Raw genomic sequence first — 17387 nt, 5'->3', positions numbered from 1 at the left:
CAGGACACGACGGTCTGCGCACGGTACCCCGCGACGGCAGGGAGAGATCCCGCTAAGGTTCTGTCTTGGAAGGTGGCGGAGTCGGTGTTTGTGCGTTCTGTTGATCCGCCGGCTGTGTCGCGGCAGGGGTCTTGATCGCCGCTGGAGCCGACGTGCCGGGGGTCATCGGCATTGCGGAAAGTGCCAGCGTCTGAACCGTTTCTGGATCGTCGCGCAACTTCAGGTACAGCACTCCGCCCACCGGGTGCGGCACGGAAAGCTGGGTGCCGGTGAAGTCTGCCGGCACATTTATTGCGTTGTCGAAGTCGGATGACGATGCAACCGACTCGGCCAGAAAAAGATTGGTGCCCGTCAAGGTGCAGGGGCGCGAGACATTGTGCGGGCAGTGCAGCTCTTTGAAACCGGGAAGACGCACAAGCGTTCCGAGCGACATCCAGTCTCCAGCCACGCCGTCGGCGGAAACGGCTCGCGCCTGCAGCGGCCCGAATGCCGATGAACCGAACTTGGCCAGCGGTTCGACGACGCCAAGCGCGGTATTCGCATCTTCCAGCATCAGCGATCCGTCGCTGACGGAGAGAGTGGTGTGGAAGCTATTGTCGACGGCTGCGACCTCCACTTTTTCGTTGCGCGGGAAATTTGCCGGCGTTTTCGATTTCAAGAAGAACACCAGTCTGCCGTCGACGGGAAGATCGTTGGGGCTTCCCAGGTGAACCGGCGAGGGATCAGCTGATGCTTCATCCTGCGTACCCTTGCTTAACAGGGTCACTTCCGGCCTTGGTGGGTCGACGCTGACCGGAACTTTCAATTCGCGTCCGTCGCGCAGTTCAACTTTGGCGGTGTAGTGCTTTCCCGGCTCAAAATTATCCGTGGCCCTATCTGCCTTCATCCGCAACTGATCCTGGTCCTGCACACGCTTCAAGTTCACGGGGATCCAGTCAATGCCATTGAGCGAGACCTTGGCAACTTCATCGAGCCGGTTTCCGGTGAGCGCTGCATCGCTGTCACCTGCGCTGAGGGTCATCCTCTCGAGTGACGCGGCTTCGGAGTAGGCCATCAGGGTGAGTTTGTCGGGCGCACCCAGACCGTACTGGTCGATATTGATTGTTACCGGACCGGGCGCGGCGTCCTTCAGGGGCACTCCCATTTCGAGTGAGCCTGGCTTGGAAGACTTCCATTGGAGCTTTACCGGGCTCGCGCCGGTTGACTGTGCCTCGACCTTCTCGATGCACAGGGTATTTTCCCCGTTGATGTGGAGTGTATCTTCGCGGCCGACCACCAGGGCCGACTGGTCGCTCGGCGAAACGGTCCACTTGCCAGCTTCCGCACTTACGAGGTGAAATCTGGGCCCGACCCAATCATCGAAGCCCCATTTGCCCTGAACCACCCCGGTGAAGTCGCCGGGGGGCAACATGGGGATGGCATGCAACGGCACAAGGCCGCCTTCAGCGGCATCCGCCTTGAGAGGCACGTCCATCGGGCCCTTCTTCGATTCAATGTGCAACTTGAGATCATGTGCCTCAGGAGTGGCATACACCATCGGTGCGCCGTCAGCCGGAAGCACGAGGCCTGTCTTCTGAGCACAGAACTGCTCCTCAGGATTCAAGGGGTGCAGCGGCGGCATCTTAGCGGACGCCACGGGAGGCAGCGCGACGACCACCACCGATTTCGGGTCTCTGAATGAGGGTGGCACGCTCAAACGGAGGTTCAGTGTATCTTCGGTGGGCAACGCGAGCGCGGGAATGTACTGGAAGTGCGCGGTGTGGAGGGAGGCAAGAATCCGGGCGGTGTCCACAATTGCACCGATGTAGGCGCTGTAGATACCGGCCCCGCCGAGCGAGGAATAACTGAGCTGGTTCATGAGGTCGCCGCTGCTGCCGCTGGTGAGCTGTGACACGCGACTGGAGACGTTTGCGTCGTCGAGAACCATGCCTTCGGTGTGCTGTGTAAGGCAAGGGGCCTGCTGATCGGTGGGCTTATCGAAACACTGCTGGTCAAGCCGGATGCCGAGAACGGAAGCCGCTTTTTGTGCCCGATCCTTGAGCGAATTCGGGTCGGTCTGCGAGGTGACCTTGACCTCGGCCAAATAGGCGTCGAGGCGCATCCTGTCGAGGCCCGCAGCCTGCAGGTCCTGGGTGGCCCGGACGAAGATACCAGGACGGCCCCGAACGGCATTGCGCAGGGTGCTGAAGTCGCCGCCTGTCGCGGGCGCAAGGAATACGATTGCCTGCTGCGCTTCGTTGGGAACCGTGACAAAAATGCCTTCCTGGCGGGCTTTTTTTGCCCATGTGTCGACGCGGATAAACCATTCAGAGGGTGGAGGATTGGTAGCGCCGCGCAGAAAGGCGACAATGAGCACGTATCGCTCAGACTGGCTTTCGGGGAAATCGGGATGAATCCACAGGCGGTCACCGGGAAGAAGGTTGGGAACCTGTCCAATCGGCAGAGTGACCTCTCCGCGTTTCACGTGCACATCGACTTTCGGTCCGACCAGGTCGAATGATGGTGCTGCTGCCTGACCGTGTACCGGTGTACTTTCCCAAACCAGCGAAACAAACAACAGTAAAAGAAAACAACGCCGCATCTTTCTATTGTACGAAGATGAGGGTGCGAAGCATATGACAACCGCACGGAGTGCGCGGAGACTTTTGATGGAAATTGGGGCAGCCAGGACGACCCGGCATGTGGGGTATCTCTTGCATAAGCGTGGGGTTCGGCTGCACAATCGTTTACACTGGTGCGTGGTTAGGCTGGAAGTGCATTTTAGTTAAAGTTTTTACTCGGCCCAGTGGGGTATCAAGACAGAAGCAGAGGTGGAGACCAGGCTGCTTCGGCACGACTAAATCCGCCCTGATTACCTTACAACGTGTCGGAAAAGCCGATGGTTCAGTTACATCCAGATCGGAGACCTGTCACTCGCCGAAAAAACGATGCTGCTTGCGGGTTTCGATTCCCGGGGCGCGTGGCGCGATGAGGGCAGGCTAAAGAAGCTTTATATGGAGAATGTCATGAAGTCGAACCGGGCTGCGCAAAGCAGCGTAGACATAAGCAATTTGAGTGTTCCGGACGCTGAAGAGATTATTGAAGAGGCCTTGAGTGAACTGGCTTTTTCCCAGGATCCCGGGCTGGCGCGCGCGCTACGGTTTCTGGCGCCTCCGGGCTACCAGGCGATTGTCGAATTGTGCAGCGAGAACGGGCGCAGCAAGCGCCGGAATGCACCGGCAGACAGCTGGTCGCCGGAAGAAGATGAGGTTCGCATCTACTTCGAACGGCTGGATGATGGCTCGGCGCCGGTGAGGCAGAGCCGCGGATCGCGGGCCCCGATCGAGACGAGTTTCGAAGAGGAGCCCGACGATGAAGTGGCGGTACCGGCGGATCTGGATGCGCGCGTAAAGGAACTTTGCGCGGCCCTCGCGGAAGCAGAGCGGGGCGGGCATGCATTCATTGCGTTGAAGTGGTTCCGGGATTCATTTTTGCCGCGCAAGGCATTTCGCTGGAACCAGCATCCGGAGTCGAGACAAGCGGTGCTGGCGGAGGCGATACAGCGCGGTGTGGTGCTTACCAGTAAAATCGCGAATCCAAAGACTCCAGCCTACCCGACGACGACGATTCGATTGAATCGGGCGGAGGCCGGCGTGCCTGAAGAGGCACAGCGCTTTCATCCGGTGGTGATCCAGGGCGAGTCGATCACCGAAGTCATCCAGGACGAACGAGGAAAGTTGTGAACTGCTACTTCCTCGAATCGACGGCATTTGCGAAGCTGTTTGTGCAGGAACCGGGCACGGATGCTTTGATTCGGCTCATGGAGTCGGTTGAAGATAACCGCAAGCTGATTGCAGCCAGCGCGCCGTTAGAGGTCTATGCGGCGATTCGGCGCCGGGAGCGGGCCGGGGACATTAGTCAAGCGGACGCCGCGGCGGCATTCGAAATTCTCCGCATTGAGTCAGCTCGGATGGTGCAGGAGCCGCTGAATCCCGCGGTGCTGGAATCTGCACGGCAACTGCTGGACCGCACGAAACTACGCTGGACGGATGCGCTGCAGCTGGGAGCGGCGCTGGTGGCGCGCGAAATGTTCAGGGGCACCGAGATCATCTTTGTTTCGGCTTCACCGGTATTGATGGAAACCGCACGAGCGGAAGGTTTCCAGGTTCTTGATCCCGAGAAAGACGGCATTGAGGCGGTTGAACGAACGGCTTGAATTCGACCTGCGGATTACTTGAGAATATCGACCGGTTCGAGCTTCATGGCACGCCGGGCGGGAAGATAGCTGGCGAGCGCTGCTACCAGCAGAAATATTGACGGCGCCAGAATGAAGGTTGCCAGATCGTGCGAGCCGGTCTTGTAGAGAACATGCTCAAGAAACCGGGTGAGCGCAAGTGCGACGCATAGTCCTGCGATGACTCCACCTATTGCGAGAAGCATTGCCTGGCGCATGACGATGCGCAGGATGTCGGAGCGATGGGCGCCAAGCGCGAGGCGGATGCCGAACTCCTGGCGGCGCTGACCAACCGAATAAGACAAAACACCGTAGACTCCGACGATGGCCAGCAGAAGCGCCGTTGCTGAGAAGCCGCCGACGAGCAACATGGTGAAACGGGGCTGCGCGCGCGAAGTGCCGATGAGGTCCTGGGCGGTCTGGATTTCATCGACGGGCTGATTGCTGTCGACAGCGGCGATCTGGGCGCGGATCGTGGAGATGGCTGTCTCCGGGGGGATCTCGGTTCGCACCAGAAGGTTCATATCGCTCCACGGGAGTTGCGGGAACGGCAGATAGAGTTGGGGCTGCGACTCTTTCTCGAGGCCCTGGTTTTTGATGTCGGCAGCGACGGCGACTACCAGGGCTGGCAGCGGCTTGCGGCCGATGATGACTTTCTTTCCGATTGCGGACTGACCGGGCCAGAACTGGCGAGCGAAGGTTTCGTTGACGATGACTACTGAGGGCGCTGTGGCGTTGTCGTCGGTGGTGAAGGTGCGTCCGTTGCGCAGGGGAACGCGCATGGTCTCAAACCAGCGCGGACTGATGGCTTCAATATCGATGAATGGCCGCTGGGCGAGGGGCACATCGGGATGGCCCTCCGGAAGCACGGGCGAGATGCGCTTGAAGGTCAGCGGCAGGGTTGCGCTGATGGCGGCGGAGCGAATTCCGGGCTGGGTTGATACGCGCTGGAGCACGTCGTCGAAGAAGGCCACCTGCTGATCGGGCTTTGCGTATTTGGTTGTTGAGAGCGAGAGATTCATGGTGAGCAGATTCTGCGCGTCGAATCCCGGATCAACGTGGATGAGCTGGTCGAAGCTTCGCAGAAGCAGTCCGGCGGCGATGAGCAGCACCAGGGAGAGCGCGACCTGGCTGACGACCAGGAGCGATCGGGTCATGGAGCCGGAGCGGCCGGGGGATGCGGATCGGCCTTCGGCACGCAAGGTGGTATTCAGATCGATGCGGGCAAGCTGCGCAGCGGGGAAGATGCCGAATGCAACACCGGCGAGCAGCGAGATCGCGAGCGTGAAAAGCAAGACGCGCAGGTCGAGGGAGACGGAAAAACCCTGGGGGACATGAGACGCTCCCCAGGTGGCGAGTGCGCGAGTGGCGGCCCATCCGATTCCGACACCAAGTGCGCCGGCGGTGAGCGCGAGAAGCATGCTCTCGGTGAGCAGTTGCCGAACGATAGCACTGCGGCTTGCTCCGATGGCGGCACGCGTGGCGATTTCCTGCTTGCGCGCGAAGGCGCGGGAGAGCAGAAGGCTGGCAACGTTTGCGCATGCAATGAGCAGGACTACAAACACCGCGCCGGAGAGGATGAGGATCTTGGGCCGAACGTCGCCGACAACCTGGTCGCGCAGGCTTGCGGCCGACATTGTTGTCCCGGGGGCCGCGTCGGGTGCGGTCGGATTCTGCTCGCGGTAGCGCTGGTTGAGGACGGCCAGTTCATTGTTGGCATCCGCCAACGCAGTGCCGGCACGGAGGCGCGCAATCATGCTAAGGTATCCGACGCCGAGACGCAGGCGCTGCGGCGTCATGAGGGAGAGCTCAAAGTACCGCGGGGTGAAGATGTCCGCTTTGGGCATGAAGGGAAAATGCGCATCAGCGGGGAGCACGCCGACGACGGTGCTGGAAACCGAGTCGAGGGTGACGACGGAGCCGACGATCCTGGGGTCGGCATGATAGCGCGCACGCCAGATGGCGTCGCTGAGGATCACGACGGGACTACCGGCGGGAGTGCCCTCCTGCTGCGTGAAACCGCGGCCCAGTTGGGGATGTATGTCGAGCATCTCGAGGAATCCCGCAGAGACACGCGCGACGGGAACCTGAAGTGGCTCGCCATTTCCGGTGAGATTCAGGTTGTCGCTGGTCCACACAGCAACGGATTGCAACGAGCGATTGAAATCGCGCACCAGTTCAAAGCGCAGTAGGGTGCATTGATTTTCTTTCGTGGCATCTTTGGACGTGATGCTGACAATCTGATCGGGATCGTGATAGGGAAACGGGCGGAGGAGGAGCGCATTCGTAACCGTAAAGATCGCCGTATTCGCACCGATGCCGAGGGCGAGAGTGAGAACAACCGCGAGGGTGAAGAGGGGTGTCCTGGCAAGGGTGCGCAGGCCGAAGCGCAGGTCGCGAAGGAGAAGCCGCATGTCGTTGGATTATAGGGGGTGAGATGAATGAGCCGCTCGGGTGCTATTCGAGTTCGTTATGAAACCCGTAGCGGCATTTACCCTGCTCATCGGTTTGCACTAGCCTGCAGATGACGACAAGAGCGTTTATCAGGAGTAATCCAGTGGACTTCACAGGTCAGTCGAAACATCGGTACGCGCCCTGGCTGAACCGGAACGAAAATCTCTGCATAGTCATTCTGGTTTGCCTGTCATTGGCGCTACGGTAGATCGTCCGCTTTGAGCCGGATGCCGTCAAGGGATTCTTCACTCCTTTGGGGTACCCGGGCCCTCCACCGCCTCCTTGCAACCCCGACGAAAGTCGTCGGCGGGAGAAGGTTCTGTGGTGGGTGTCCCTGGCCGTTGCATCGCAGACAGGCGGGCGGCGCGCATCTCGACGTATTCGGGGTCGGAGCACAGGGATTTTGAGAGCCCAGCGTAGGTAATCTCGTTCTTCGGGCCGAGATAGAGCACCGCGTCGAACTGTTCCTGCATTACTCCGCCGATCGCCTCGCCCAGATCGACCATGATTGGCCCGTTCGGGCCAGGGCGCATCGTCATGCCCGAATCCTTCGGGTAGTAGAAGGTGAAGTGCGCCGTCCCGAGCGGCGTGTTTTTGATCAGCGTGAGGCTCGGCTTCTTCCAGGTCGTGATGTCGGGTTGCAGGGTGGAAAGATCCGCTCCGAGCGCTGTGAAAGTCCAAACTGAGAAGACCTTTACACCTGCCGTTTCAAGCAGGCCGACAATTGTTCCGGCAGGTTGGTTAGGCATCGGCGGCGGGATCCTGCGCAGAAAATGCATCTGGCCATACACGATCAGTGCCTTGCGCTTCTTCGCGATCACTTCGCGCTCGATCAGCTCGGCAGGAAAAGTGTCGCTGCGCCCCTTCCGGGCCCCCGGGTTGGCGGGATCGGACGGATAAGGCGTGTCGCCCAGCAGCACCCGGAGTTGTTTCTCCTTCGGCAGTTTCTGGTTGATCTCTCGGATCGTATGAAACATGTCGGCGTAGATATCGCGGTCCCAGACATCGTTGGGTTGCGTCGTCTCCAGCCACGCCATGCGAAGTTCTTTCTCGGGAACGGTCTCGCCCGCGATGTAGCGATCCATCATCGCTTGATAGCGCCCGTTGCCGCTCTCGACGACAATGTCGTTAACGACAGCCTGAAAGCGAGGATCGCGATAGAGTTTCGTGCGGAATGCTGCGCCCTGTTCGTTGCCATGATCGCCTTCGCCGAGCGCAACGACATCGTGGGTTTTGAACGCATTGATGATGCCGTCTACTGGATCTAGTGGCTTCGCGGCAGCGGCCTGCGCGATGCCGGCCGCAACCAGTTGATCAACGTTGGCGGGGCGCAGAGCTAGCCCTGTCTGGGCGCGAACAACGACGGAGCAGAGTAGACCCAACATTACAAAGCCCGAGAATTGCGATTGCTTCTTCATAAGTGACTCCCTTTATAGCGCGAAACCTGACAAAACATCTGCTGTATCGCTATATTTTGGGTATTTATAATGCAAAAGCCCTCCAGACAGGGTTAACGGAGGTAATCTATGACATTCGATGAGATCGACCTCGCTATTCTGCGAGCTCTCTCTCGCCGGGGACGCATAAGCTTTCGCGAACTGGCTTCAGAGGTCAATCTAAGCGCAAACGCCACTACAGAGAGGGTGCGGAGACTCATTGGCAAAAAAGTGATCAGGGGATTCTATGCCGATTTAGATCTAGGGCAACTTGGTCTCATGGTGCAGGCATACATCGATGTAAAGCTGATCGCAGGAGCACACGCGAAGAAATTCGAAACGGCCGTCTCCACGGTCGAAAGCGTGGTCAGGATAGAAATACTTACGGGAACCTTCGATCTCAGGATCAAAGTAGCCTGCAGGGATCAGGAGGACCTCATCCGCACGATCGAGGAGATTCGAAGCAAGGGCGGCGTTCATGAGACGAACAGTGTTCTGATCTGCCGGAGCGTAGATGCATCTGGGGCGCGCTTTTGAACGTTTCTGGCTCAGCGCGGAAACTGCAAGCCACCGTAGCCAGGAATCGATACCGATAAGTCTTAGTGCTGTATCTGGAGCGCCCGCCACGCGATGGTGCGCAGTTGGAGAGTCTTCAGGGGGCGCTTCGGATACAGCGACTTGAAGGAAGCCGCCCACATGGAAGCCTATGTACTTTGAATCGGTCTGAACGGATGCAGCGGGATCAGGCACAAACAGAGTTGCGCAGTATCCGATGACTTAAGGGGAGGTTGGGGCAGCCTATTGACTTGCCGAGACCTGATGTAGAGGGTGGCGAGGCTGGTATCGAAGGGGTTTTGACCGGAAGAGACAAGGGATCGGCGAGCGCGCCGAAGCACTGGGCAAGGCCGGGGATGTAGATAGAGCTTCATGCTGCACACCGGTCTGGTTGAGGTGGTGAGCGAAGCAGGAGTTGCGCAGCGGAGAGCCGTTCGACAACGCGCATGGTTGCGCCGCAAACAGGACAGTTCCAGAGTGAGTGGTTCTGATCAGCGGGCGGTAATGCTGGCGAAGCAGTGATCCTCTCTGTGCCGCTGAGCAGTTGGAAGCATAGCGGCAGGAGAGAAGCGCGGTTGCGGTTGGCGAGGAATCCGAAGTTGCGGATGCGCACGAAGCCGGGCGGCAACAGGTGGAGCAGGAAGCGGCGCAGGAACTCGTCGACAGTGAGAGCCATGAGCCTCTTCTTGTTGCCGTGCGCGGAATCGCGCCAGCGGAAGGTGACGATGCCATCGGAGAGATCGACCAGCCTTGAGTTGGAGATGGCAACGCGATGGGTGTAGGCGCCGAGATAGCGCAGCACATGTTCCGGTCCGCCAAAGGGCCGCTTGGAGTAGACGACCCAGTCGTGGCGGAACAGTACCCTCAGCCATCGAGCGAAGGCGCTCGGATGAGCTAGCGGCAAAAGCTCGCCGTGAAACTGAAGCTCGCCACGATGAAAGGCGTTGCGGAGCCCGGCGACGAACTTGCCGCGAAAGACGCGGCTGAGTACGCCGATGGGAAGAAAGAAGGAACGCCGAGCGGAGATCCAGCGGGAATGATCCGGAGCGAGACCGCCGGCGGAAAGTACGCAGTGGATATGCGGATGAAACTGTAGTCGCTGGTTCCAACTGTGAAGCACACTGAAGAAACCGATCTCGGCACCGAGATGGCGTGGATCACGAGCGACTTCAAGCAGGGTCTCAGCGCTGGCATGGAACAGCAGGTTGTAGATGAGCCGCTTGTTCTGTAATGCGAGCGGAGCCAGTTCGCGCGGGAGAGTAAAGACCGCGTGGACGTAGTGAGTGGGCAGAAGCTCCCGTTCGCGCGCCTGGAGCCAGCGTCGGCGCGCGTTGCCCTGGCAGCGAGGGCAATGTCTGTTTCTGCACGAGTTGTAGGAGATGGTGGTCGTATGTCCGCAGCCGGTGCAGCGGTCGCGATGCCCACCCAGCGCGGCGGTGCGGCAGCGCACGATGGCCAGCAGCACCTTCTGGTGTTGCCAGTTGATCCACCTGCGGCTGTGTTCCACAAATGTCTGTCCAGCACAGCGAACAATGTCGGCCATCTCCAGGAGAGGCCGGTTGTTCAACTGTGTTGCTGTCCTCCGTGGGAAGAGAGAGTGAGCGCATCGAGCGGGCTGGCGGTCGCGCTGAGATGCCGCTGGGACAGATGCAGGTAGACTGTGGTGACCTCGAGATCGCGATGACCGAGCAGAATCTGAATAGTGCGCAGGTCGGCACCGGCTTCAAGAAGGTGTGTGGCGAAGCAGTGGCGCAACGTGTGGGGATGGATGCGCCTGTTGTCGAGGCCAGCGCGTTCGGCTGCGATCTGACATGCAGACCATAGAACCTTGGTGGTCACTGGATGACTCGATGTGTGCCAGCGGTTGCCCGGAAACAGCCACTCCTTGGGCTTGCGCCGGAGGCCGCGCCAGTAGGCGCGCAGTTCTTCGAGCAGCTTCGGGCTGAGCATGACATCGCGGTCCTTGCCGCCCTTGCCCTCGCGGATATGAACCACCATCCGCTTGCTGTCGATGTCGCTCACCTTGAGACGGGCTGCTTCTGCGCGGCGTGCGCCGGTGGCATACATAGTCATCAGCAGGATGCGATGAAAGGGTGTGTCCGCGGCGTCGATCAGCCGCGTAACCTCTTCCTGACTGAGCACCCCGGGAAGGTGACGCAGCTTCTTCGGATAAGGGGTCTCCGCGATGCTCCAGTTGCGCTTCAACACGTGGATGTAGAAGAACCGCAGAGACGCCAGCCGCAGGATGACGGTGTTCGGACTGAACTTCAACTTGGTGAACAGCATCGCCTGGTACTTGCGAATGTCCTCAGGGCCAAGCTGATCGGGCGGACGGCGAAAGTACCGGCTGAAGTGCTCAACACCGTGCAGGTATGTGCGGATGGTGGTAGCGGCGAAGTTGCGGCGATGCAACTCCTCAAGCATGAGCTGACGTAGTTGGTTCACAGAAGTCCCTCCTCTGCGAACCAACCTACCGGGACCGCCGCAAATGTCGGCTCAGGAGCACGCGAAGCGTCCGCCGCCGCAGCGGCTTCGTTCAAGTCGGCTTCCCATCAGTAATCGCTGAGGAGGGCACAGCGCAAAGTTTCGTGACAGCCTCATTCGCGCCGGAAGCGATTGGCCTTTTCGAATTCATCGCGCAATTCGGGCGTGCGCAGATTTTCGCGGATATGGGCGAGGCGCTGTTCGAGAGCCTCAAGCGCGGCTGCAATAGCATCGGTGTTGGTATGGGCGATGTCGCGCCACATGGAAAACGGGCTGGCGCCGAGACGCGTCATCTCGCGAAGAGCGCGACCGCCAACATCTTTCAATTCCGGAGCATCGCCAACCCGTTCCGCTAGCACCGAACTGAGCGCGGTGGCGACAAATTGCGGTAGATGGCTGACCCAGGCGACGAGTTCGTCGTGGCGGGCGGCGTCAAGGTCGATGACTTTGGAGCCCATGGCGACCACCCATTCGCGCCAGCTCAGAACGAGTTCGCCACCGCGTTGTGTGCGCACTGCGCCAGGCGCGTCGGTGAAGAGCCACGCTGCGCCGCGGAAGAGGTTCGCGTCGCCGAGCTCTGCGCCGCCCCGCTCCTTACCCGCCATGGGATGACCGGGGAGAAAGGCAGCGCAGCCCACCTGGTTGAAGTACTGTGTTCCAGCTTTGGTGATCTGAAGCTTGGTGCTGCCCACGTCGGTGACGAGATGATCTCCGCCAATATGCATGGTAACTTGCGCCATCAGATCAAGCGTGGCATAGACAGGCACGGAGAGAATCGTCACGTCGGCTTCACGTGCCGCAGAGATCGGATCGGACGCAATGGAATCGATTGCGCCGGACTTGAAGGCGATTTGTGCGCCTTCAGCGCTGCGATTCCAGCCGATGATCGATCCTTTGAATCCGGCGGCACGCAGCGCGAGGCCTACCGATGTACCCAGCAGGCCCGTACCGACAATGGCGACGCGTTCGATCATGGATTCCTTCGGAGCGGAGCTAGTCAAAACCAGCGGAGCTAGCGGAGTTAGCATGACGATGCTAGCACCGCTAGCTCCGCGAACCCCGCTACATCGTTCTCCCGACCGCCCTGGCAATCACGCGCAGATCCGCCATGAGTTTCTCAAACTGATCGGGGTACAGCGTCTGCGCGGCATCGGAGGTGGCTTTGTCTGCATTGGGATGAACTTCTACGAGAATGCCGTCGGCTCCAGCGGCGACAGCGGCGCGCGCCATGGGTGCAACCATTTCGCGATGGCCGGTGCCGTGCGACGGGTCGCCGACGATGGGCAGATGGGAAAACTTCTTGACGACGGGAATGGCGGAGATGTCCATCGTATTGCGCGTGGCGGTTTCGTAGGTACGGATGCCGCGCTCGCACAGGATGACGTCGTAGTTGCCGCCCGACATGATGTATTCGCTCGAGAGCAGCAGTTCTTCGATGGTGGCGGCGATTCCGCGCTTGAGCAGAACCGGCTTGCGAGCGATGCCCAGTTCGCGGAGCAAATTAAAGTTCTGCATGTTCCGCGCGCCCACCTGGAAGCAATCGACAAGGCCAAGCATGGGCTCGATCTGCGCTATCTCCATCACTTCACTGACGACGAGCAGACCGTTGGCGCGGGCGGCATCGTACATGAGCTTTAGACCTGGAATACCCATGCCCTGAAAAGAATAGGGCGAGCTGCGTGGCTTGTAAGCGCCACCGCGCAGGAATGCTGCTCCCGCGGCCTTTACGCGCTTTGCGGTCTCGAAAATCTGCGCTTCATTTTCGATGGAGCACGGGCCGGCCATCACGACAACCTGTTCGCCTCCGAGCTTTACACCGTTGGCAAATTCAATGACGGTGCCTTCGGGGCGGAAGCCTCTGCCGGCTAGTTTGTACGGCGAACTGATGCGGTGAACGTGAAGCACACCGGGTAAGTTTTCAAACTTTGTGAGGTCGATCGTTGCTGTGGGGCCCACGCCGGCAAGGATGGTTTGGGTTGCGCCTGTGGTGCGATGAACGCCGACTCCTGCTTCGACCATGACTTCAATGACGAAATCAATCTGTTCTTCGGTGGCCTTCTCCTGCATTGCGACTATCATTTTTCTTTCCCTGTCTCGGACGCGGCTCCGGGGTTTCCAGCAACGGGTCCTTGCTGCTGGGATTGCGGGGCGCCTGTGTCCTGGCCCTTGAGGGCATTTCTTTCTGAAGCCAACTCGTTCCTCTGCAATGCCCGCATCACGTCGATGATGCGCTCGTAGATATGCGTCAACTCGATGTCGGGTAACGGCCCCTTGTTGGCGGCGCGCACGTTGGCGTAGATGACCTTTTCGCGAGCCGGCTCATAGACCGGCAGGGAGGTCGCGACTTTCAGATGACCGATCATCAATGCGGCACGGGCCCGCTCGCTCAGTAATTCCACAAGCTGGCGGTCCAGAATATCGATTTGATTTCGCAATTCTTCCAGCGTCATTCCATCCTCGTGATGCGCCCGGGGTGTGGACCTCTTGCGAGGCCGGCCCACCACGGTGCGTGGGAACAAGAGTTGAACCGAAACAGCGGCTTGCGCTATGGCGGGCCGCCCAGAACCGCGTAACTACCGGGCCAGCGTTGCCTGGGGCAGACGCAGACCCTTGATAAATCGCGCCACGGCTTCGGGCGCCGCTCCTGGATCAGACCGCTCGATCAACTCCACAATCGCGCTGCCAATCACCGCGGCATCGGCGAACTCCGCCACCTGCGCAACATGCTCGGGAGTGGAGATACCGAATCCGACGGCCACCGGCAGCCCGGTCCAATGGCGAATCCGGGCGACCAGAGCCGCGGCGTCAGCGGTCATGCTTTGCTGCTTGCCGGTAATGCCGACGCGCGAAATGGCGTAGACGAATCCCCTGGCGTGCGTGGCGATCGCCTCGAGACGTTCGTCGGGGCTGGTGGGCGCGGCGAGGAAGATCGGTGCGAGTCCGACACGATTCATCTGAGACAAATATTCGCCGGCTTCTTCGACAATCATGTCGATGATGAGAACGCCGTCTGCGCCTGCCGCCGCAGCATGGTCGGCGAATCGAGAAAAGCCATAACGCAAAACGGGATTGAGGTACGTGAAAATCACGAGGCCGGCATTGGGCCGTGCGACACGAATCTCGCGGGCAATCTTTAGCACGTCGGCCATGCTGGTTCCGCGTGCGACGGCTCGTTCGCTGGCGCGCTGGATCACAGGACCGTCGGCCAGGGGGTCGCTGAAGGGGACGCCGAGTTCAATCACATCAGCACCGGCATCAAGTGCAGCAAGCGCGATGTCTCGCGTGATTTCGACGCTGGGATCGCCGGCCGTCAAATAGACGACCAAGCCTGGTTTGTGAGTGAAGGTAAGCGCCATTGAAGTTGGTTACGCTCCCTGGATTTCCAGTTCGCGCGCCAGGATGCCCATATCCTTATCGCCGCGTCCGGAGAGGTTCACTATCAGTATGTCATGCGGCGAGAACGAAGGAGCGATGCGCAGGCACTCGGCAACCGCGTGCGCGCTTTCAAGTGCAGGCAGGATGCCTTCGGTTCGCGCCAGCTTCACGACGGCGTCGAGCGTGGCCGCGTCATCCTGCGAAACGTATTCGGCTCGACCAGAGTCGTGGAGCGCGGCATGTTCGGGACCGATGGAGGCATAGTCCAACCCGGCAGAAACGGAGTGCGTTTCGGCGATCTGCCCGTTTTCATCCTGCAGCACGTAGGAGAATGTGCCTTGCAAAACTCCGGGAACACCGCCGCTGAATCGTGCTGCGTGCTGGCCAAGTTCTGTGCCTCTGCCGCCGGCTTCGACGCCGATCAGCCGCACGTTGCGATCGGGAATGAATTCGTAGAACGCGCCGATGGCATTGGATCCGCCGCCGACACATGCGATTACCGCAGTGGGCAGGCGGCCTTCCTTCTCGAGGATCTGCTGTTTCATCTCGCGGCTGATGCAGCGGTGAAAATCGCGAACCATCGTCGGGTAGGGATGCGCACCCAAAGCGCTGCCCAACAAATAGTGAGTAGTGCGCACGTTGGTGACCCAGTCGCGCATGGCTTCGCTGATGGCGTCTTTGAGTGTTTTGGATCCGGAGGAAACGCCGCGGACTTCTGCTCCGAGCAGGCGCATGCGCAGGACGTTCAGCTCCTGGCGCTCCATGTCCACGTCGCCCATATAGATGACGCACTCCATGCCGAGCAGCGCGCAGACGGTGGCGGTGGCGACGCCGTGCTGGCCGGCGCCGGTTTCGGCGATGATGCGCTTTTTGCCCATGCGCTTCGCGAGCAATCCCTGGCCGAGAGCGTTGTTGATCTTGTGGGCGCCGGTGTGGAGCAGGTCTTCGCGCTTGAGGTAGATTCTGGCGCCGCCAAGTTCTTCGGTCAGTCGCTTTGCGAAGTAGAGGGGTGTGGGGCGGCCGGCAAAGTCCTTGAGCAAGCCATCAAGTTCGGTCTGGAACGCGGCGTCGGCCTTCGCGAGCTCGTATTCGTGCTCGAGTTCGAGCAACGCGGCCATCAGGGTCTCGGGGACGTACCGGCCGCCGTAAATGCCGAAGCGCCCGGGACGCGACTCCGATGGGGCGGATGGAAGGATCACTGATGCCATGGGGCCGGCCTCCTGCAGATCTTGCGGGTGAGACGATCACTTTCAGTTTACTAGGAGGAGTGGAAGAGCCGGAATGCCGGGTTTGGTCAGGTTGCGCGCTTGTTTTTGGCGGTTGCGGCTCGTGCCTGCGTAATGAAGGCGCGGACCTTTTCGGGATTTTTGCAGCCGGGGACGGATTCTACGCCGGAGACCACGTCGACGCCCCAGGGATTCAGCACTGCTATGGCTTCGGATACGTTCTCGGGGGTGAGTCCGCCGGCGGCTACAAGCTTGTGGTGGGTGCCCGGAGTTCCGAAGAGTGTGGAGGCGGCGCCAGTCCAGTCGAGGGCGATGCCGGTTCCGCCGACGGCGGTGGCGGTGCGGGAGTCGACGAGGAGTGCATCAATATTTCTGTCGGGAGCGAGAGCGGCGGCTTGCTCGGCGATGGCTGGGTTAAAGTGAAGCGTCTGCAGGATGCGGAGATTAGGACCGAACTTGTCGCGCAATTGGGACCGAGTGTCTGGGTTCGCTTCAAATTGCAATTGAACTCCGGTGAGGTTGCAGGCGCTGACGATTGCTTCGATTTCTTCGAAGGTTGCGTCGACGAAGACTCCGATTTTCTCAATGGCGGGCGGCAGATGAGGAATGATCTTTGCGACTTGTTCGCGTGTGACGTGACGCGGGCTGGGCGCGAAGACGAACCCGAGGGCGTCTGCGCCGGCTTCAGCGGCGAGCGTTGCGTCTTCGAGCGAAGTGTTGCCGCAGATTTTGATCCAGAGGCTCATCGGATGACTTTGGAACTTGCGAGCAGAGCGGAGAGGGCGGCGCCGGGGTCGGGCTGGCGCATCAGGCTCTCGCCGAGGAGGAATGCGTGGAAACCGGAGGTTCGCAAGCGATCGATGTCCTCCGAAGTTGCGATTCCGCTTTCGGCTACGCGAACGACGTTGGTTGGAATGCGGGCTGCGAGTTCGAGGGAAGTTTCCATGCGCACTTCGAAGGTCTTGAGGTCGCGATTGTTGACGCCGATGGCGTCAGCGCCGTTGTCGCCGAGTGTGTTGAGCACGGAGTCGAGTTCGTCCGCAGTGTGAACTTCGACGAGGACATCAAGTGCCTGCTTGTGGGCCGCGGCGGCGAATTGCTTGAGTTCGGCGCTGGTGAGTGCGGCGGCGATGAGGAGAATCGCGTCGGCGCAATGGGCGCGCGCCTCAACGATCTGGTACTCGTCGACGGTGAAGTCCTTGCGAAGGCAGGGGAGGTTCACCGCGGCTGAAGCGATTTCGAGATTGCGCAGGCTCCCCTGGAAGTAGGGCTCATCGGTGAGAACGGAGAGCGCAGTAGCGCCGCCGTCTTGATATGCTTTCGCGAGCCACGCCACATCGAAGTCAGCGCGGATCGGTCCCTTTGACGGCGAAGCTTTTTTGATTTCAGCGATGATAGCCGGTTCAGACAGGGAGCGCCGGCGAAGAGCCGAGGTCCAGCCGCGTGGCTCATGAAGGCTGGCCTTTCTCTCGAGATCGGCCAGCGGCACACGAGTTTTGGCAGCGGCGACTGTGGCTCGCGTTGTGCCTAGAATATTGTCCAGTCGAGTCGACATGCGCTGGCTTGAGTATACGGTCGGCCGAGGATCGTTGCGGCGAGGTCGCGGGGGGAAGAAGGCGGATTGCGCAGATCGAAGACAAGGAA

At 60.1% G+C, this 17387-nt stretch carries 15 protein-coding genes; 3 read left to right on the top strand and 12 right to left on the bottom strand.

The window, feature by feature from the left end:
• Positions 1-52 precede the first annotated feature (52 nt).
• Entirely contained in the window at positions 53-2581 is a 2529-nt protein-coding gene (locus VK574_RS19330) for a hypothetical protein (RefSeq protein WP_472801514.1), read from the bottom strand.
• A gap of 424 nt (positions 2582-3005) precedes the next feature.
• Between VK574_RS19330 and VK574_RS19325 the strand changes: the two genes are divergently transcribed.
• Entirely contained in the window at positions 3006-3722 is a 717-nt protein-coding gene (locus VK574_RS19325; protein WP_472801513.1) for a hypothetical protein, read from the top strand.
• The gene (locus VK574_RS19320) at positions 3719-4195 is read left to right on the top strand and encodes a type II toxin-antitoxin system VapC family toxin (protein ID WP_472801512.1); all 477 of its coding nucleotides are present in this window, start codon (positions 3719-3721) and stop codon (positions 4193-4195) included. The genes VK574_RS19325 and VK574_RS19320 overlap by 4 nt, the downstream gene beginning before the upstream one ends.
• 14 nt (positions 4196-4209) lie before the next feature.
• On the opposite strand, the gene VK574_RS19315 is transcribed toward VK574_RS19320, so the two are convergent.
• A complete protein-coding gene (locus VK574_RS19315; RefSeq protein WP_472801511.1) occupies positions 4210-6627 on the bottom strand; it encodes an ABC transporter permease in 2418 nt (805 codons plus the stop codon).
• Positions 6628-6912: 285 nt separating this feature from the next.
• A complete protein-coding gene (locus VK574_RS19310; protein ID WP_472801510.1) occupies positions 6913-8085 on the bottom strand; it encodes a hypothetical protein in 1173 nt (390 codons plus the stop codon).
• 108 nt (positions 8086-8193) lie between these two features.
• On the opposite strand from VK574_RS19310, the gene VK574_RS19305 reads away from it, so the two are divergent.
• Positions 8194-8640, top strand: coding sequence for an Lrp/AsnC family transcriptional regulator (locus VK574_RS19305; RefSeq protein ID WP_472801509.1), 447 nt, complete (start codon positions 8194-8196; stop codon positions 8638-8640).
• 388 nt (positions 8641-9028) lie between these two features.
• On the opposite strand, the gene VK574_RS19300 is transcribed toward VK574_RS19305, so the two are convergent.
• The 9 genes from VK574_RS19300 to trpC all read right to left on the bottom strand — a co-directional run bounded on the left by VK574_RS19300 (position 9029) and on the right by trpC (position 17298).
• Positions 9029-10201 carry an IS91 family transposase gene (locus VK574_RS19300; protein ID WP_472801819.1) on the bottom strand — a complete coding sequence of 391 codons (1173 nt, stop codon included), beginning with the start codon at positions 10199-10201 and terminating at the stop codon, positions 9029-9031.
• Between the two features lie 20 nt (positions 10202-10221).
• Positions 10222-11103: a tyrosine-type recombinase/integrase gene (locus tag VK574_RS19295; RefSeq protein WP_472801508.1), complete on the bottom strand. Its 882-nt coding sequence runs from the start codon at positions 11101-11103 to the stop codon at positions 10222-10224.
• Positions 11104-11255: 152 nt separating this feature from the next.
• The gene (locus VK574_RS19290) at positions 11256-12116 is read right to left on the bottom strand and encodes a prephenate dehydrogenase (protein ID WP_472801507.1); all 861 of its coding nucleotides are present in this window, start codon (positions 12114-12116) and stop codon (positions 11256-11258) included.
• Positions 12117-12204: 88 nt separating this feature from the next.
• Positions 12205-13221 (bottom strand): 3-deoxy-7-phosphoheptulonate synthase, encoded by a 1017-nt coding sequence (aroF, locus tag VK574_RS19285; RefSeq protein WP_472801506.1) that lies wholly within the window; start codon positions 13219-13221, stop codon positions 12205-12207.
• Entirely contained in the window at positions 13218-13592 is a 375-nt protein-coding gene (locus VK574_RS19280) for a chorismate mutase (RefSeq protein WP_472801505.1), read from the bottom strand. Before VK574_RS19280 ends, aroF begins: the two co-directional genes overlap by 4 nt.
• Before the next feature lie 123 nt (positions 13593-13715).
• A complete protein-coding gene (gene trpA / locus VK574_RS19275) occupies positions 13716-14498 on the bottom strand; it encodes a tryptophan synthase subunit alpha (protein WP_472801504.1) in 783 nt (260 codons plus the stop codon).
• A 9-nt stretch (positions 14499-14507) separates the two neighbouring features.
• Positions 14508-15725: a tryptophan synthase subunit beta gene (gene trpB, locus VK574_RS19270; protein WP_472801503.1), complete on the bottom strand. Its 1218-nt coding sequence runs from the start codon at positions 15723-15725 to the stop codon at positions 14508-14510.
• Positions 15726-15811: 86 nt separating this feature from the next.
• The gene (locus VK574_RS19265) at positions 15812-16489 is read right to left on the bottom strand and encodes a phosphoribosylanthranilate isomerase (RefSeq protein WP_472801502.1); all 678 of its coding nucleotides are present in this window, start codon (positions 16487-16489) and stop codon (positions 15812-15814) included.
• A complete protein-coding gene (trpC, locus tag VK574_RS19260) occupies positions 16486-17298 on the bottom strand; it encodes an indole-3-glycerol phosphate synthase TrpC (protein WP_472801501.1) in 813 nt (270 codons plus the stop codon). Before trpC ends, VK574_RS19265 begins: the two co-directional genes overlap by 4 nt.
• Positions 17299-17387 lie beyond the last annotated feature (89 nt).

This window comes from Occallatibacter sp. (assembly GCF_035317045.1).
In the GTDB taxonomy this organism is placed as follows: Bacteria; Acidobacteriota; Terriglobia; order Terriglobales; family Acidobacteriaceae; genus Telmatobacter.
The sequence above is the reverse complement of the archived record's forward strand: the minus strand, read 5'-3'. Positions and strand labels throughout refer to the sequence as shown.

Coding starts and splice junctions, on each gene's coding strand:
- VK574_RS19330 (WP_472801514.1), bottom strand. CDS start 2,581: ATGCGGCGTTGTTTTCTTTTACTGTTGTTTGTTTCGCTGGTTTGGGAA.
- VK574_RS19325 (WP_472801513.1), top strand. CDS start 3,006: ATGAAGTCGAACCGGGCTGCGCAAAGCAGCGTAGACATAAGCAATTTG.
- VK574_RS19315 (WP_472801511.1), bottom strand. CDS start 6,627: ATGCGGCTTCTCCTTCGCGACCTGCGCTTCGGCCTGCGCACCCTTGCC.
- VK574_RS19310 (WP_472801510.1), bottom strand. CDS start 8,085: ATGAAGAAGCAATCGCAATTCTCGGGCTTTGTAATGTTGGGTCTACTC.
- VK574_RS19305 (WP_472801509.1), top strand. CDS start 8,194: ATGACATTCGATGAGATCGACCTCGCTATTCTGCGAGCTCTCTCTCGC.
- VK574_RS19300 (WP_472801819.1), bottom strand. CDS start 10,201: ATGGCCGACATTGTTCGCTGTGCTGGACAGACATTTGTGGAACACAGC.
- VK574_RS19290 (WP_472801507.1), bottom strand. CDS start 12,116: ATGATCGAACGCGTCGCCATTGTCGGTACGGGCCTGCTGGGTACATCG.
- aroF (WP_472801506.1), bottom strand. CDS start 13,221: ATGATAGTCGCAATGCAGGAGAAGGCCACCGAAGAACAGATTGATTTC.
- VK574_RS19280 (WP_472801505.1), bottom strand. CDS start 13,592: ATGACGCTGGAAGAATTGCGAAATCAAATCGATATTCTGGACCGCCAG.
- trpA (WP_472801504.1), bottom strand. CDS start 14,498: ATGGCGCTTACCTTCACTCACAAACCAGGCTTGGTCGTCTATTTGACG.
- trpB (WP_472801503.1), bottom strand. CDS start 15,725: ATGGCATCAGTGATCCTTCCATCCGCCCCATCGGAGTCGCGTCCCGGG.
- VK574_RS19265 (WP_472801502.1), bottom strand. CDS start 16,489: ATGAGCCTCTGGATCAAAATCTGCGGCAACACTTCGCTCGAAGACGCA.
- trpC (WP_472801501.1), bottom strand. CDS start 17,298: ATGTCGACTCGACTGGACAATATTCTAGGCACAACGCGAGCCACAGTC.